Source organism: Proteiniclasticum sp. C24MP (assembly GCF_043951855.1).
In the GTDB taxonomy this organism is placed as follows: domain Bacteria; phylum Bacillota; class Clostridia; order Clostridiales; family Clostridiaceae; genus Proteiniclasticum.
This window is the reverse complement of record NZ_JBINJW010000002.1, coordinates 21,057-35,401: the sequence shown is the minus strand read 5'-3', so window position 1 is coordinate 35,401 and position 14,345 is coordinate 21,057. Positions and strand designations below refer to the sequence as shown.

17 protein-coding genes and 1 pseudogene are annotated in these 14,345 nt (G+C 41.6%); all 18 read left to right on the top strand.

Annotation, left to right across the window (positions count from 1 at the left end; genetic code table 11):
- Positions 1–68: 68 nt before the first annotated feature.
- The 18 genes and pseudogenes from ACHAL6_RS03270 to ACHAL6_RS03185 all read left to right on the top strand — a co-directional run bounded on the left by ACHAL6_RS03270 (position 69) and on the right by ACHAL6_RS03185 (position 14,338).
- Positions 69–1,667 (top strand): terminase large subunit, encoded by a 1,599-nt coding sequence (locus tag ACHAL6_RS03270; protein ID WP_395268970.1) that lies wholly within the window; start codon positions 69–71, stop codon positions 1,665–1,667.
- 107 nt (positions 1,668–1,774) lie between these two features.
- Positions 1,775–1,993, top strand: a complete 219-nt coding sequence (locus ACHAL6_RS03265; protein ID WP_395268812.1) for a helix-turn-helix transcriptional regulator — start codon at positions 1,775–1,777, stop codon at positions 1,991–1,993.
- Positions 1,980–2,423, top strand: a complete 444-nt coding sequence (locus ACHAL6_RS03260) for a hypothetical protein (protein WP_395268811.1) — start codon at positions 1,980–1,982, stop codon at positions 2,421–2,423. The genes ACHAL6_RS03265 and ACHAL6_RS03260 overlap by 14 nt, the downstream gene beginning before the upstream one ends.
- Positions 2,424–2,494: 71 nt before the next feature.
- A complete protein-coding gene (locus ACHAL6_RS03255; protein ID WP_395268810.1) occupies positions 2,495–3,751 on the top strand; it encodes a phage portal protein in 1,257 nt (418 codons plus the stop codon).
- Positions 3,748–4,428, top strand: a complete 681-nt coding sequence (locus tag ACHAL6_RS03250; RefSeq protein ID WP_395268809.1) for a head maturation protease, ClpP-related — start codon at positions 3,748–3,750, stop codon at positions 4,426–4,428. The genes ACHAL6_RS03255 and ACHAL6_RS03250 overlap by 4 nt, the downstream gene beginning before the upstream one ends.
- A gap of 12 nt (positions 4,429–4,440) precedes the next feature.
- The gene (locus tag ACHAL6_RS03245; RefSeq protein WP_069980578.1) at positions 4,441–5,640 is read left to right on the top strand and encodes a phage major capsid protein; all 1,200 of its coding nucleotides are present in this window, start codon (positions 4,441–4,443) and stop codon (positions 5,638–5,640) included.
- A 15-nt stretch (positions 5,641–5,655) separates the two neighbouring features.
- Positions 5,656–5,874: a Head fiber protein gene (locus tag ACHAL6_RS03240; RefSeq protein WP_184308334.1), complete on the top strand. Its 219-nt coding sequence runs from the start codon at positions 5,656–5,658 to the stop codon at positions 5,872–5,874.
- Positions 5,875–5,893: 19 nt separating this feature from the next.
- Positions 5,894–6,202 carry a head-tail connector protein gene (locus ACHAL6_RS03235; protein ID WP_184308332.1) on the top strand — a complete coding sequence of 103 codons (309 nt, stop codon included), beginning with the start codon at positions 5,894–5,896 and terminating at the stop codon, positions 6,200–6,202.
- Between the two features lie 3 nt (positions 6,203–6,205).
- On the top strand, positions 6,206–6,541 hold the full coding sequence (locus ACHAL6_RS03230) for a phage head closure protein (RefSeq protein ID WP_395268808.1): 336 nt from the start codon (positions 6,206–6,208) through the stop codon (positions 6,539–6,541).
- Positions 6,534–6,965 carry an HK97-gp10 family putative phage morphogenesis protein gene (locus tag ACHAL6_RS03225; protein ID WP_395268807.1) on the top strand — a complete coding sequence of 144 codons (432 nt, stop codon included), beginning with the start codon at positions 6,534–6,536 and terminating at the stop codon, positions 6,963–6,965. Before ACHAL6_RS03230 ends, ACHAL6_RS03225 begins: the two co-directional genes overlap by 8 nt.
- Positions 6,962–7,315, top strand: a complete 354-nt coding sequence (locus ACHAL6_RS03220; RefSeq protein WP_069980583.1) for a hypothetical protein — start codon at positions 6,962–6,964, stop codon at positions 7,313–7,315. Before ACHAL6_RS03225 ends, ACHAL6_RS03220 begins: the two co-directional genes overlap by 4 nt.
- A 3-nt stretch (positions 7,316–7,318) precedes the next feature.
- A complete protein-coding gene (locus ACHAL6_RS03215; RefSeq protein WP_069980584.1) occupies positions 7,319–7,921 on the top strand; it encodes a major tail protein in 603 nt (200 codons plus the stop codon).
- A gap of 11 nt (positions 7,922–7,932) precedes the next feature.
- On the top strand, positions 7,933–8,316 hold the full coding sequence (locus tag ACHAL6_RS03210; RefSeq protein WP_184308324.1) for a hypothetical protein: 384 nt from the start codon (positions 7,933–7,935) through the stop codon (positions 8,314–8,316).
- Positions 8,313–8,504: pseudogene (locus tag ACHAL6_RS03205) on the top strand (hypothetical protein); the annotation flags it as partial. The gene ACHAL6_RS03210 and the pseudogene ACHAL6_RS03205, both read left to right, overlap by 4 nt.
- Positions 8,505–8,529: 25 nt before the next feature.
- A complete protein-coding gene (locus ACHAL6_RS03200) occupies positions 8,530–10,815 on the top strand; it encodes a phage tail protein (protein ID WP_395268806.1) in 2,286 nt (761 codons plus the stop codon).
- Positions 10,816–10,828: 13 nt separating this feature from the next.
- Positions 10,829–11,602 carry a distal tail protein Dit gene (locus tag ACHAL6_RS03195; protein WP_395268805.1) on the top strand — a complete coding sequence of 258 codons (774 nt, stop codon included), beginning with the start codon at positions 10,829–10,831 and terminating at the stop codon, positions 11,600–11,602.
- A gap of 4 nt (positions 11,603–11,606) precedes the next feature.
- Positions 11,607–14,129, top strand: coding sequence for a phage tail spike protein (locus ACHAL6_RS03190; RefSeq protein WP_395268804.1), 2,523 nt, complete (start codon positions 11,607–11,609; stop codon positions 14,127–14,129).
- A 14-nt stretch (positions 14,130–14,143) separates the two neighbouring features.
- Positions 14,144–14,338 carry a hypothetical protein gene (locus tag ACHAL6_RS03185; RefSeq protein WP_069980589.1) on the top strand — a complete coding sequence of 65 codons (195 nt, stop codon included), beginning with the start codon at positions 14,144–14,146 and terminating at the stop codon, positions 14,336–14,338.
- The last annotated feature ends 7 nt before the right edge of the window (positions 14,339–14,345 follow it).

Here is a 14,345-nt window from a genome sequence, read left to right as displayed (position 1 = left end):
GTATGGATAGAATGATAAGGCTTGCTTGATGCAGTTTTATTTTTATGCATAAAGGGAGGTGATCGCATATTAGAAAGTTGAAGAAATATAAACCGACAGCTTTTATGTCAAAGGGCTCTTATTACGATAAAGATGCTGCAGACTATGCGGTCAACTTTATTGAGTGCTTAAGCCATACCAAAGGTAAATGGTCAGGAAAGCCTTTTGAACTCATAGATTGGCAAGAGCAAATCATCAGAGATATTTTTGGAACACTTAAACCAAATGGATATAGACAGTTTAATACAGCTTATATTGAGATACCAAAGAAAATGGGTAAATCAGAACTTGCGGCTGCTGTTGCCCTACTTCTTTGTTGTGGTGATGGTGAAGAAAGAGCGGAGGTTTATGGTTGTGCTGCAGATCGTCAGCAAGCATCGATAGTATTTGAAGTTGCAGCTGATATGGTGCGTATGAGCCCGGCACTTAGTAAACGAGTTAAAATCCTGTCGGCAACAAAGCGTATTGTTTTTCAGCCGACAAATAGTTTTTATCAAGTGCTTTCAGCTGAAGCCTATTCAAAGCATGGTTTTAATATACACGGTGTTGTTTTTGATGAACTTCATACCCAGCCCAATAGAAAACTCTTTGATGTTATGACCAAGGGTTCTGGTGATGCAAGAACCCAACCGCTGTATTTTCTTATTACCACTGCAGGGTCAGACACCAAATCTATCTGCTATGAGACACATCAAAAAGCAAAAGACCTCTTGGAAAGGCGAAAGGTTGACCCTACATTTTATCCAGTTATTTATGGAGCAGACGAATCTGATGATTGGACTGATCCAAAAGTATGGAAAAAAGCAAATCCAAGCCTAGGGATTACAGTGGGAATCGACAAGGTAAAAGCCGCTTGTGAATCTGCAAAGCAAAATCCTGCAGAAGAGAATACATTTAGACAGCTAAGACTTAATCAATGGGTCAAACAAGCAGTTAGATGGATGCCAATGGATAAGTGGGATAAATGTGCTTTTGCCGTAAATGAAGAAGACTTACTTGGAAGAGTTTGCTATGGCGGTCTAGACCTTTCAAGTTCCATAGATATAACAGCCTTTGTTCTCGTGTTTCCACCGAAAGATGAAGATGACAAATATGTTGTTCTTCCCTATTTTTGGTTACCGGAAGAAACCCTTAATCTCAGAGTAAATCGTGACCATGTTCCCTATGATGTATGGGAAAAGCAAGAATACCTTAAAACTACTGAAGGCAATGTTGTGCATTATGGTTTCATTGAGAAGTTTATTGAAAGTCTTGGTGAGAAATATAATATTCGAGAAATTGCCTTTGACCGCTGGGGTGCAGTTCAGATGGTACAAAACCTTGAAGGCATGGGATTCACCGTTGTTCCATTTGGACAGGGATTTAAAGATATGAGTCCACCAACCAAGGAACTTATGAAACTAACCTTGGAGGAAAAGGTCGCACATGGTGGACATCCTGTTCTTAGATGGATGATGGATAATATTTTTATTCGTACTGATCCAGCGGGCAACATTAAACCGGATAAAGAGAAGTCAACAGAAAAAATAGATGGTGCTGTAGCCACTATTATGGCTCTGGATAGAGCAATTCGTACAAGTGGAACAGGTAATTCTGTTTATGATGGAAGGGGGTTATTGGTACTTTAATCTACAGATTTATCATGCAAGCATTGATTGTAAAGGAAGCTTGACAAACAATGCTTAGGGTGCTAATATAAATGTAAAGGAAACTTGACGAAAGGAGATATGTAGACTTGAATAATCTAGTTGAAAAATTAAGAAAGGATATGGGATTAAATCAAGAAGAGTTGTCTAAAGCACTTAAAGTATCAAGACAAACAATCAGTGCTATAGAGAATGGAAAATATAATCCTTCATTAGATTTAGCTTTTACAATATCTGATTTTTTTGGATTAAAGATCGAGGAAATCTTCTTTCCTAATAAAGGAGGTAAAAGAAATGATGAAAAATAAATTGAGCATTGGGCTGATTTATGTGGTATTCGCAGTTGCGTGTCTATGGTTTGCATTGAGTACTGAAAACTCGATTGGTAGTTTGTTATTCGGGTTTTCGGGTGCTGGACTAGTTGGGGGATTAAGTTTGATTTGGAAGTATTTCTACTGGTCATCACCAAGACGAAAAGATGTCTATGAAAGAAAGTTGGAAGAGGAACAGATCAATCTTAAAGATGAGTTCAAAGAAAGTCTCAGAAATCGATCGGGGCGAATATCCTATATTATTACCCTCTTGGTTGTTACACTATCGATGATTATTTTCTCAATAATCGGTTCGTTGGGAATACTAGATACAAATTTACTTGTTCGTTTTCTTGCTGTTCTTTGGATATTTATGTATGTCATTGGTATTGTTATATACCGAATATTATTGAAGAAATATCAGTAATAGTGAGTGATTCTAAAAGCATCTCAAATACGAGGTGCTTTTTTCATGTCCAATTTTAAGGAGAGATGCAGATGGGCCTATTTACAAATATTTTTAAAGCACGTGACAAACCACAAAATCGAACTGCAGGGAGCAACTATAGTTTCCTTTTTGGCGGCTCGACAAGCGGCAAGCCTGTTAATGAGCATACAGCCATGCAAATGACTGCAGTGTATTCCTGCGTGAGGATATTAGCGGAGGCTGTGGCAGGGCTTCCCCTTCATCTATACAAATACACCGATAGCGGCGGTAAGGAGAAAGCACTTTCTCATCCGCTATATTTTTTATTACATGATGAGCCAAATCCAGAGATGAGTTCTTTCGTTTTCCGCGAGACGATGATGACTCATCTTTTATTATGGGGCAATGCCTATGCTCAGATTATTCGAAACGGCAAAGGTGAAGTCATAGCACTGTATCCACTAATGCCAAATCGAATGTCTGTGGATAGAGATTCCAGTGGCAATCTCTATTATTCCTACACCAGATATTCCGATGATGCACCAACGATGAACGGTGTGGCGGTTACATTAAGACCAAGCGATGTACTTCATATTCCAGGTTTAGGCTTTGATGGTCTTGTGGGTTACTCGCCGATTGCTATGGCTAAGAATGCTATAGGTATGGCAATAGCATGTGAGGAATATGGAGCTAAGTTCTTTGCTAATGGGGCAGCACCAGGAGGGGTACTTGAACATCCTGGCACCATTAAAGACCCTCAGAAAGTAAGGGAAAGTTGGAATGCAACCTATCAAGGGAGTAGCAATTCTCATCGCGTAGCAGTACTTGAAGAAGGCATGAAGTACCAGCCAATTGGTATCTCGCCGGAGCAAGCTCAGTTTTTAGAAACAAGGAAATTTCAAATCAATGAAATCGCTCGAATTTTCCGCGTGCCTCCACATATGGTTGGAGACTTGGAAAAGTCGAGCTTTTCTAATATTGAGCAACAATCACTGGAGTTTGTGAAATACACCTTGGACCCTTGGGTAATTCGGTGGGAGCAGGCCATTAGCAGGGCGCTTTTAAGATCAGATGAAAAGAAGCAGTATTTTTCCAAGTTTAACGTAGATGGTTTACTTCGTGGAGATTATGTTTCTCGAATGAGTGGCTATGCAACCGCCAGACAAAACGGATGGATGAGCGCCAATGATATTAGGGAGCTTGAGAACCTAGACCGAATTCCACCTGAGCTTGGAGGAGATTTATACCTAATTAACGGCAATATGACCAAACTTGCGGATGCGGGCATATTTGCAAATAAAGAAGGATTGGAGGAAACAGCCAAATGAAAAAGTTTTGGAACTGGGTGCGTGATTTAGATACACAAACACGAACCCTCTACCTTAACGGTGCAATTGCGGAGGAGAGTTGGTTTGAAGATGATGTTACTCCTGCGGCATTCAAAGCAGAACTAATGAGTGGCGAAGGAGACATTGTTGTTTGGATCAACTCTCCCGGTGGGGATTGTATCGCAGCATCACAGATTTATAACATGCTGATGGATTACAAGGGCAATGTCACTGTAAAAATTGACGGTATTGCAGCATCAGCCGCATCGGTCATTGCAATGGCAGGAACAGAAGTCTTGATGTCACCAACCTCACTCATGATGATCCATAACCCATTCACCATAGCCATTGGTGATAGTGAGGAGATGCAAAAGGCAATGCAAATGTTAGATGAAGTAAAGGAAAGTATCATCAATGCTTATGAACTGAAAACCGGTTTATCACGAACAAGGCTATCTCATCTTATGGATGCAGAAACATGGCTTAATGCCAATAAAGCGATTGAGCTTGGTTTTGCTGATGACATCATGTTTAGGACTGGAGAAAGTACTGTACAAGACAGTTTTGTGTTTAGCCGAAGAGCAGTGACCAATTCATTAATTAATAAGCTTAAAAAACCAGTTGTTAAACAATCAACCGAGCCGCTTTACGAGCGGCTTAATTTATTAAAATATTAGGAGGAAATCAAAATGAGTAAAATTCTTGAACTGCGTGAAAAACGCGCAAAAGCATGGGAAGCGGCAAAGACATTTCTTGATTCAAAACGTGGCAGTGACGGGCTTGTTTCTGCAGAGGATGCGGTAACCTACGACAGAATGGAAGAGGACATTGTTAATCTTGGTAAGGAAATCGCAAGACTGGAGCGCCAAGAGGCACTTGAAGCAGAACTTAATAAACCTGTGAACATGCCTCTTACTGGAAAACCAAATATTCCAGGGATGGAAACAAAGACTGGAAGAGCAAGCGATGATTATAAGAAGGCATTCTGGAATGTCATGCGAAGCAAAAATCCTAGACATGATGTACTCAATTCCCTCTCTGTAGGAACTGATTCTGAGGGTGGATATCTTGTTCCAGATGAATTTGAACGTACCCTAATTCAAACCCTTGAGGAAGAAAATGTGTTCCGTAAGCTGGCAAAAATTATTCAGACCTCAAGCGGTGACAGAAAAATTCCTGTTGTAGTGACCAAAGGAACTGCGGCTTGGCTTGATGAAGGCGAGGAATTTGATGAGAGTGATTCTGTATTTGGTCAGACTTCCATTGGTGCATATAAGTTGGGTACGATGATCAAAGTCTCGGATGAACTCTTAAATGATAGTGTATTTAATCTTGAAAGCTATATTTCCACTGAGTTTGCCAGAAGAATTGGAGCAAAGGAAGAGGAAGCATTTCTTGTTGGAGATGCTGATGGAAAACCTACAGGCATTTTCAATGCTACTGGTGGAGCACAGCTTGGGATTACTGCAGGATCGGCTACAGCAATTACAGCAGATGAGATTATCGATCTTGTCTACTCATTAAAAGCACCATACAGAAAAAATGCAGTGTTCTTAATGAATGATGCAACGGTGAAAGCAATCCGTAAACTAAAAGACGGACAGGGTCAATATCTATGGCAGCCTTCGCTGACTGCGGGTACTCCAGATACATTGCTAAACCGTCCAGTATATACTTCAGCCTACGCTCCAATTATTGAGGCTGGGGCAAAGACCATCGCATTTGGTGACTTTGGTTACTACTGGATTGCGGACAGACAAGGACGTTCTTTCAAGCGTTTAAATGAGCTATTTGCAACCACTGGTCAAGTTGGTTTCCTTGCAAGTCAACGTGTGGACGGTAAACTGATCCTTCCTGAAGCTGTTAAAATCCTACAGCAAAAGGCTTAATGGGAGGTGCAAATGATGAGTTATAACACGAAGAATTATACAGAGCAAGGTGGAGAAAAGACCGTAATCGGTGGTGAGCTTGTCATAGAAGAGGGGGCCAAAGTAACCGGGCTCCCTGTTCTTGAGAATCAACCAGCAAGCACTGCGGCTACTGTAGAGGACTTGGTAACGGACTTTAATGCCCTTCTTACCAAGTTAAAAGCCACTGGGATAATGGTAGAGGATACTCCGTAGAGAAAGGAAGGTGACGGTGATGACACTGTTTGAAAAGGTAAAGGCAAATCTAATTCTTGAGCATGATCGTGATGATGAACTTCTTCAGACATACATCACCACTGCAACCTCCTATGCCGAGAGTTACCAGCATCTGCCGGAAGGTCATTATAGCGAAAATGCAATGCCGCCAACTACGGAGCAAGCCATCATCATGCTGTCATCCCACTTCTATGAAAGTCGGGATGGCAGTACGGGTGGCTTTTTTGCTGACAATGTGCAGGCGGGCCAGCAGGTTTGGAATACGGTAAATTTACTGCTCAGGCTTGATCGGGATTGGAAGGTGTAGCGTATGAGCTTTGGAAAAATGAATACCTTTATAGATATTATTTCTGTTGAAACAATGAAAGACAGTGAGGGTTTTAGTAAACCCACTGACACCATTCTTGCGTCTGTTCGTGCCTATAAGGAAGACCGTCACGGGAATGAAAAATGGGCCAATAGAGCAACCTTCTCTGAAGCCACCGCACTGTTTTGCTTTCGTAAGATACCGGATATTCCGGTGTCTACTAAGATGGTCATTGCGTGCAGTGATGGACGATACGAAATCACAAGTGTGGAGGATGTAAAAGGAAAAGGTATGTATATTGAAGTTTTGGCGAAAAAGGTGGTGGCGTCAAGTGGCTAAAGCAGATGTTAAAATGCCGGAGGATTTTCTTCTAAAACTTTCAAAGCTGGGTGATAAGACAGATGAAATTATACCGAAGGTGCTGGAATCAGGAGGGGAAGTAGTTCTAGAAAAAGTAAAGTCAAATTTACAAGGGACTATTGGTAGTGGAACAAAAGAAAAAAGCCGGTCTACGGGTGAATTAGTCGATTCCCTTGGTGTCTCCCCTGCTAAGCTAGATCGAAACGGTAATTTTAATGTAAAAGTAGGTTTTAAAGAACCAAGAAGAAATGGTGAAAGCAATGCCAAGATAGCCAATATCATAGAGTATGGGAAATCCGGTCAACCACCAAAACCATTTTTTAAGCCTGCAAGAAGGACTTCAAGAAAAGCCTGTATAGAAGCAATGAAACAGCGATTTGATGAAGAGGTGGATAAAATATGAGCATCTTAAAAGAATTAAATCTCATAGCAGATATGTGTAGCATTCCAGTAGAGACAGGTGTTTTTTCTGGTGTGCCTCCTGATGTTTATCTTGTAATCACACCTCTTGTCGATTTGTTTGAGGTTCATGCTGATAACAAGCCTGAATATGAAGTGCAGGAAGTTAGACTTTCCCTATTTGTAAAAGGTAACTATATAGGCATTAAAAATAATTTAGTCCGCACTCTATTGGGTGCGGATTTTACAATAACAGACCGTAGGTATATCGGGCATGAAGATGATACTGGTTACCACCACTATGCCATTGATGTGGCAAAACCCTATGAATTTAAATTAGAAATGGAGGAATAAAATATGGCTACAATTGGTCTTGATAGACTTTATTATGCAAAAATCACCGAGGATGCAAGCGGTGATGAGACTTATGAAACCCCAGTGCCCTTGGCAAAAGCCATCAGTGCAGAACTGTCGGTGGAACTTGCTGAAGCAACGCTTTATGCCGATGATGGTGCGGCTGAAATCATTAAAGAATTCAGAAGTGGCACATTAGCTCTTGGTATTGATGATATTGGCGTGACTGCCGCAGGAGATCTTACAGGAGCAACCATTGATGACAATCATGTGCTTATTTCAACCAGCGAAGATGGCGGTGACCCTGTTGCGGTAGGCTTTAGGGCTAAAAAAGCAAACGGAAAGTATCGTTATTTTTGGCTGTATCGTGTAAAGTTTGGTATCCCAGCAACGAATCTGGCTACTAAAGGCGATAGCATTACCTTCTCAACTCCAACCATTGAAGGGACCGTGCTACGCAGGAACAAATTGGATGGTCAGGGCAGACATCCTTGGAAAGCAGAAGTTAACGAGGGTGATGAAGGAGTCACACAATCAATTATTACCGAATGGTACAACGAAGTATATGAACCTACATTTGCCGCCTCTGGTGGCACTGAAGAATAGGAGGATGTTCCATGGATAACGAACGCAGCGCAAAGATTACTATCAGTGGTCAGGAGTATGAGCTTATTTTAACGACTAAGGCAACAAAAGAAATTGCAGGAAGATATGGTGGGCTTGAAAACCTTGGTGAAAAGCTCATGAAATCAGAAAACTTCGAGATGGCATTAGACGAGATTGTCTGGCTGATTACATTAATGGCCAATCAAAGCCTACTTATTTATAACCTGCGAAATCCGAATGATAAGAAGAATCTTCTCACGCAAGAGGAGATTGAACTTCTTACTTCACCTTTGGAGCTTGCCACATATAAAAACGCACTGATGGAAGCGATGTTTAAAGGAACGAAACGAAATATTGCATCGGAAGATGACTCAAAAAACGCACAAACCGGGTAAATGAGGAGGAGCTCTTTACCCGGCTTTTATATTACGGCACAGTCCATTTAAATCGCACAGAGGAGGAAACCTGGCTTACACCTCTTGGGCTTTTGATGGATTTATGGGAATGTCACAAACAGTTTCTTGGACTGAGCAAGCAAAAAAGGGAGATTTCCATAGATGATGTTATTCCCTATGGTATCTGATTTTTAAAGGAAGGAGGCGGTGATTTTGGCAGATAACTTTGGGCTCAAAATTGGTGTTGAGGGCGAGAAGGAATTTAAAAGTGCACTTCGTGACATCAATCAGACATTTAAGGTTCTGGGATCTGAGATGAAACTGGTATCCTCGCAGTTTGATAAGCAGGATAAATCTGTCCAGGCCTTAACAGCAAGAAATGAAGTTTTAAATAAGGAAATAGATGCACAAAAGAATAAAATCGGCACCTTGGAAGCTGCCCTTAAAAATGCCGCTGATTCCTTTGGTGAAAATGATAAGAGAACGCAGGCTTGGCAAATCCAGCTTAATAATGCCAACGCTGATTTAAATAAGATGGAACGGGAGCTTGGTGAAAATAACAAAGCACTAAATGAAGCCAGTGAAGGTTTTGATGAAGCGGGAAATGAAGCGGACGATTTTGGTGATGAGATAAAAAAGAGTGCCAACGTTGCAGATGATGCGGGAGGAAAATTTGAGAAACTAGGCAGTATTGTCAAAGGAATCGGTGTGGCAATCGGAGCGGCTATGGCCGCCATTGGAACTGCTGCAGTTGCCGCCGGTAAAAAGCTTTATGACATGGCTAATGATGCGGCTGCAGCTGGAGATGAGATTGATAAAGCAAGTCAACGCATAGGACTTTCCAGAAAAGGCTATCAAGAGTGGGACTATGTGCTTTCGCAAAATGGTGCAAGCATATCTACTTTAGAAAATGGCATGAAAAAACTAAATAACACGGTTGATGATGCCATCAATGGAAGTACTTCTGCCACTGATAAATTCAGGCGATTAGGCATCTCGATGGAAGATCTCCAAGGGAAATCAAGAGAAGAAGTCTTTGAGATGACTGTGAGAGGGCTGCAGGGTATTGCTGATGAAGGCGAAAAAGCGGCCATTGCCAATGATCTCCTTGGAAACTCATCCGTGGAACTAGCAGCTCTTTTAAACCAAACGGCAGAGAGTACAGAAGACTTAAAGAACAAAGCCAGTGAGCTAGGGCTGGTGATGAGTGATAAATCCATCGATGCTGCAGTCGAGTATACCGATGCCATGGATAACCTTACCCGTTCTTTTACCGGTGTGAAAAATAATATCACTTCCCAACTCCTCCCCGGCTTTACCATGATCCTTGATGGTCTTACAGGGCTAATCACAGGACAAGAAGGTGCAGCGGAACAGTTAAAAGCTGGAGCCAAAGAAACAGTTGACCAGATAGCAGTAATTCTTCCCCAAATCTTAGATGTGGTCACTGGACTCATAGCTGCCATTGCAGAAGTTGCTCCTGAGCTAGTCGTTGCTCTTGTTAACGGTATTTTGGATAATTTACCAACACTGATTGATGCAGCGACAAATATTATCATGACCATAGTGGGAGGTCTTATTGAGGCATTGCCACAGATAACTCAAGGGGCGCTTCAGTTGGTACTAACTTTAGTGGATGGAATCATTGCCAATCTCCCTGCCCTTGTTGAGGCGGCACTTGTGATGATTGTTACCCTTGCCACTGGCATTGGTGAAGCACTGCCGGAACTAATTCCGTCCATCGTAGAAGCCGTGATTTTGATTGTAGAAACACTGATTAATAATCTTGATTTGGTCCTAGAAGCGGCTTTCCAAATTATCAGTGGTTTGGCACAAGGTATCTTAAATGCACTGCCTACCTTAATTGAGGCTTTACCACAAATTATAAGTAGCATTATTACTTTTATAACCACAAATCTACCTAAGATTATTGAGATGGGTGTTCAGCTGACTATTCAGCTTGCGGCAGGATTAATTCGGGCTATTCCTCAGTTAGTGGCACAAATTCCTCAGATTATTACAGCAATAGTGACTGGTTTAGGTAAAGCCATACCGGCCATTATTGATGTGGGTAAAAACATCGCCAGAGGACTCTGGGATGGTATTGCCTCCATGGTGACTTGGCTTAAAAACAAAGTCAGTGACATGGTTGGTGGAATTGTCAAAGGAGTTAAGGGACTTTTAGGCATCCAATCTCCATCTCAAGTTTTCGCAGGTATTGGTGAAAACATGGGTGAAGGTATCGGTGTAGGCTTTGAGAAGGCCATGGATGATGTTAGTGAAGATATGCAAAAGGTCATCCCCACAGATTTTAATTTAGACTCCGATGTAAATGTAAATGGTGGTGCAGGTGGCGGATATGGAATGCTTGGTGGCTCTTTAATTACCATTCAGCAGATGATTGTACGAAGTGAAGATGATATTAGAAAGATATCACAAGAACTCTACAATTTAATGCAGACCGGTTCTCGAGCACAGGGGCGCTTTATAACGACGTAAAGGAGGGCGATGTATGGGATTTATTTATAACGGCATTAGTTCAAAGAACATGAAGATAAAAGCAAGACTCACAAGCTGGCAGGCATCGCCCGCTCTTAGAAACTCCTATGAAATGGTGCCGGGTAAAGCGGGTGTTGCCGATTTTGGTTGTGACAGCTCAGAGCGAATCATCATCGTTAATTGTAATGTATACCCACAAAAAAGTTTTGCTGATCTAGTAGATGTATTGGATGGTTTAGCAGAATGGCTAAATCCCATGAATGGTTTGAAACAACTTGTATTGGATGATATTCCAGATCGTTACTTTTATGCCCGTCTTACTGAGCAGGTGGATTGTGAGAGGCTACTTAGAACGGCAGGGGCATTTGATCTTAAGTTTATCTGCCCAGATCCTCATGCTTATGCTTTGACTGATGAGCAATTTACAATTTCCAGTGAAGGCAACCATGAGATTGAAAGATTAACCGGAAATGCTGACTCAGAACCCGTTTATCAACTAAAGGGTACAATTAACAGTTCATCCTCTACCTATATCTCGATTACAACAAATGGTGAAGAATTACGAGTTGTTGGAGCTTTGACAGCAGATGAAGTTCTTGTCATTGACAGTGGACTAGTGACAGCCAAAATAACTGATACAAACGGAAACACATTGAGAAATGGTTTACCAGGCTTGGATGAGCTGAATTTTCCTGTTCTTCATAAGGGAGATAATGAAATAGCAGTCACTGTGGCGGGAGCAACATTTTCTGAATTAAGGATTCTGGCTAAGAGCAGATGGAGGTGATAAGGTGGCCATTAAGTCGATTTTAACAGTGCAAACAGATTTCACAGGCGAGTTTCCAGTAAGTGATCAGACCGTTGGACTTTGGAGATTTAATGAATCAGCGCCAGATGGAAACACCATGCTTTTCGATGCGTCAGGCAATAACAGAAACTTCTTTGTTTCCGGATGGTCAGGAACTTCAGCTAGTTTGGTCTTAGGTAGACTTGGAAGATTTTTCAGGCAAAACATTGTCAACCCTACAAGTGAAAGAACCCATTTAGTGGCTACCAATGACGGTAGTTTTTTTAGTGATTTAGGAGAAAAAATCGTAGTGGGTGGATGGATTAACCCGACAACTTATTCTATTGGTCAAAATTTTATTCCCATCTTTAATACCAGACATGGACCAGGACAGCCGATTTTCTATGTTTCCTTATACCAAGGAAGATTAAGACTAATGCTTTACAATGCATCGGGTTCGCTGATTTATGATCAAACGGAAACACCAAGTATTACGCTTAGGAATAATGGTTGGTATTTTATAGCGTCCATTATTGAAGTAAATAGCAAAAGAGTACAAAATTTGGTCTGTGACCGAAGTGATGGTGCTGTTTGGCAATCGCCCCTTAGAACTTTTACGGGAGATTTGAATCAAAATTGTGTTGCCAATATTGTCATGGGAATGCTGGCTGATACTTATTATTATGCGGGCGGATTTGATGATTGGTTTTATGAAAAGAATTCTGAGCTTACCATGGAGGAGCTTATTTCCTACTTCAAATCTTCTATCTTGGCAAATGGTGGTGACAGTACCGCTGATGTAGATGCCCTAACGGAACCGGGTACTGTTATGCTGAAGGCAACAAGTGGTGTTTATGCTCAAAATGGTCAGCTTTATACAACCGCAGTTGCCTGTAGTCTTGCAGGAACAGGAAGAGTATCAGTTACCAGCGAATACACAGCAGGAGTAACTGCCATCTCCCTTGTTGAAACCTCCACCTCTGATGATTTAGTCAGTTGGACACAGTGGCAGTCAGTGGGACCCAGCGGAGAACTTCAGTCACCGAATAGAGCTTATATTCGTTATCGAATTACTTTGACCACTCAAGATACAACAAGAACACCTAAGCTTATAGAAATACAGCTTCATGATATTCCGAAACCACCTTATGAGAGGCTTGGATTTGCAAGACCCGTTGTCTTGGATACCAACGGTGCGTGGGAAGCGGTGTTAGAAAATGCCTTTGACATCATTGTAACCAGTGAGGTAAACGGGGCTGATATCTTGGAATTTAAGTTGCCATTTCACGATCCCAAGCGAGAGTCCCTAGATAATGAGAAACAAGTTCAGATTGTAAATGATGTGTACCGAATTCGAACCACGACAGATGAGAAAACTTCTGATGGACGAGTGATTACACAAGTGTATGCGGAAGCCACCTTTTATGATCTTTCCTTCAGCGCGGCAAAAGAGCCGATGGATTTTGTCGCTGAAACACCAGAGGCTCCTATGCATTATGCCCTGTTTGGTACAGGGTGGGCTTTAGGGAACGTAACGGTAAGTACAAGGAGAACATGGCAATCTACCGAGAAAAACACGCTATCAATTCTTCGAGCCACACAGAACATTCATGGTGGAGATTTAATATTTGATAGTGCCAATAGGTTGGTGCATCTTTTGACATTTGGTGGCACAGACAGTGGAGCTTTATTCTGCTATAGAAAAAACATGAAAAGCATACAAAGGGTAGTAGATACAAGAAGCTTAATCACTCGACTTTATGCATATGGAAAAGATGGGATGACATTTGCCTCTATTAATGGCAATAAAGAATATGTGGAGGACTACAGTTACTCATCAGAAGTAAGAGTGGCAACCCTTGATGCCTCATCCTTTAGCAATCCTTATCAGATGCTCGAGTTTGCTAATATGCGATTAGCTCAATATTCAAAGCCTAGAATTTCCTATGTTCTTTCAGCTATGGATTTATCCGTGCTGACAGGTTATGAACATGAAGCTTGGAATTTAGGTGACATCGTCACCGTGGATGATAAAGACTTAAATCTGTCAGTAAAAACTCGTGTGGTGCGCAGGCAGTACAATCTACAAGAGCCATGGAAAACAGTACTGGAGCTATCTACCACATTAAGAGAATTAGGGGATGCATCTGCTGGGTGGGATAAAGCTGCCGATATTTTATCCTCAGCCGATGTCCTTGACCGTCAGGAAGTAAAAGATTTAGTCCCCTTTAACCATCTAAGAAACTCAAGAGCCGATGACGGAATCACCTACTGGCTCAATTTAGGGTTTGATGTTGATCCAAACAATGGTGTCTCAGGAGATGCTTCCTTTAAAGCTGATGGGGTTTTAGGCATGACAAAAAGTCTATCTCAAACTATTTATCCAGCAAGCAGGAGGAGTTACACCTTCTCAGCTCAGATTGCATCAGAGAATCTTCAAAAAGGCCCTAATGGGCAAGTCGGAATTGAAGTTATGATTGAATACGAGGATGGTACAACCGAAACCAGGTTTATTGATCTCTTTTAGGAAGGAGTGGTGCTATGGCTTATTTTTTCCATACAGCTCATGTCATCTCACCGCGAGGGTTTAGTAAGATAAAGGCTCTAACCATTCGTATATATGTTTCTGATTGCACAGGCGCAGTGTTCTTTACTGATATGCTTTTACAAGGAGGCTCAATTGCTACAGGCTGGACTCCCCATGTATCAGAAATTAAATGGACACTAGATGGGTAGGTGGTGA

Excerpts from the sequence above, each read along its gene's own strand:
- ACHAL6_RS03260 (WP_395268811.1), top strand. The coding sequence starts at position 1,980 with ATGATGAAAAATAAATTGAGCATTGGGCTGATTTATGTGGTATTCGCA.
- ACHAL6_RS03255 (WP_395268810.1), top strand. The coding sequence starts at position 2,495 with ATGGGCCTATTTACAAATATTTTTAAAGCACGTGACAAACCACAAAAT.
- ACHAL6_RS03250 (WP_395268809.1), top strand. The coding sequence starts at position 3,748 with ATGAAAAAGTTTTGGAACTGGGTGCGTGATTTAGATACACAAACACGA.
- ACHAL6_RS03245 (WP_069980578.1), top strand. The coding sequence starts at position 4,441 with ATGAGTAAAATTCTTGAACTGCGTGAAAAACGCGCAAAAGCATGGGAA.
- ACHAL6_RS03240 (WP_184308334.1), top strand. The coding sequence starts at position 5,656 with ATGAGTTATAACACGAAGAATTATACAGAGCAAGGTGGAGAAAAGACC.
- ACHAL6_RS03235 (WP_184308332.1), top strand. The coding sequence starts at position 5,894 with ATGACACTGTTTGAAAAGGTAAAGGCAAATCTAATTCTTGAGCATGAT.
- ACHAL6_RS03230 (WP_395268808.1), top strand. The coding sequence starts at position 6,206 with ATGAGCTTTGGAAAAATGAATACCTTTATAGATATTATTTCTGTTGAA.
- ACHAL6_RS03220 (WP_069980583.1), top strand. The coding sequence starts at position 6,962 with ATGAGCATCTTAAAAGAATTAAATCTCATAGCAGATATGTGTAGCATT.
- ACHAL6_RS03215 (WP_069980584.1), top strand. The coding sequence starts at position 7,319 with ATGGCTACAATTGGTCTTGATAGACTTTATTATGCAAAAATCACCGAG.
- ACHAL6_RS03210 (WP_184308324.1), top strand. The coding sequence starts at position 7,933 with ATGGATAACGAACGCAGCGCAAAGATTACTATCAGTGGTCAGGAGTAT.
- ACHAL6_RS03195 (WP_395268805.1), top strand. The coding sequence starts at position 10,829 with ATGGGATTTATTTATAACGGCATTAGTTCAAAGAACATGAAGATAAAA.
- ACHAL6_RS03185 (WP_069980589.1), top strand. The coding sequence starts at position 14,144 with ATGGCTTATTTTTTCCATACAGCTCATGTCATCTCACCGCGAGGGTTT.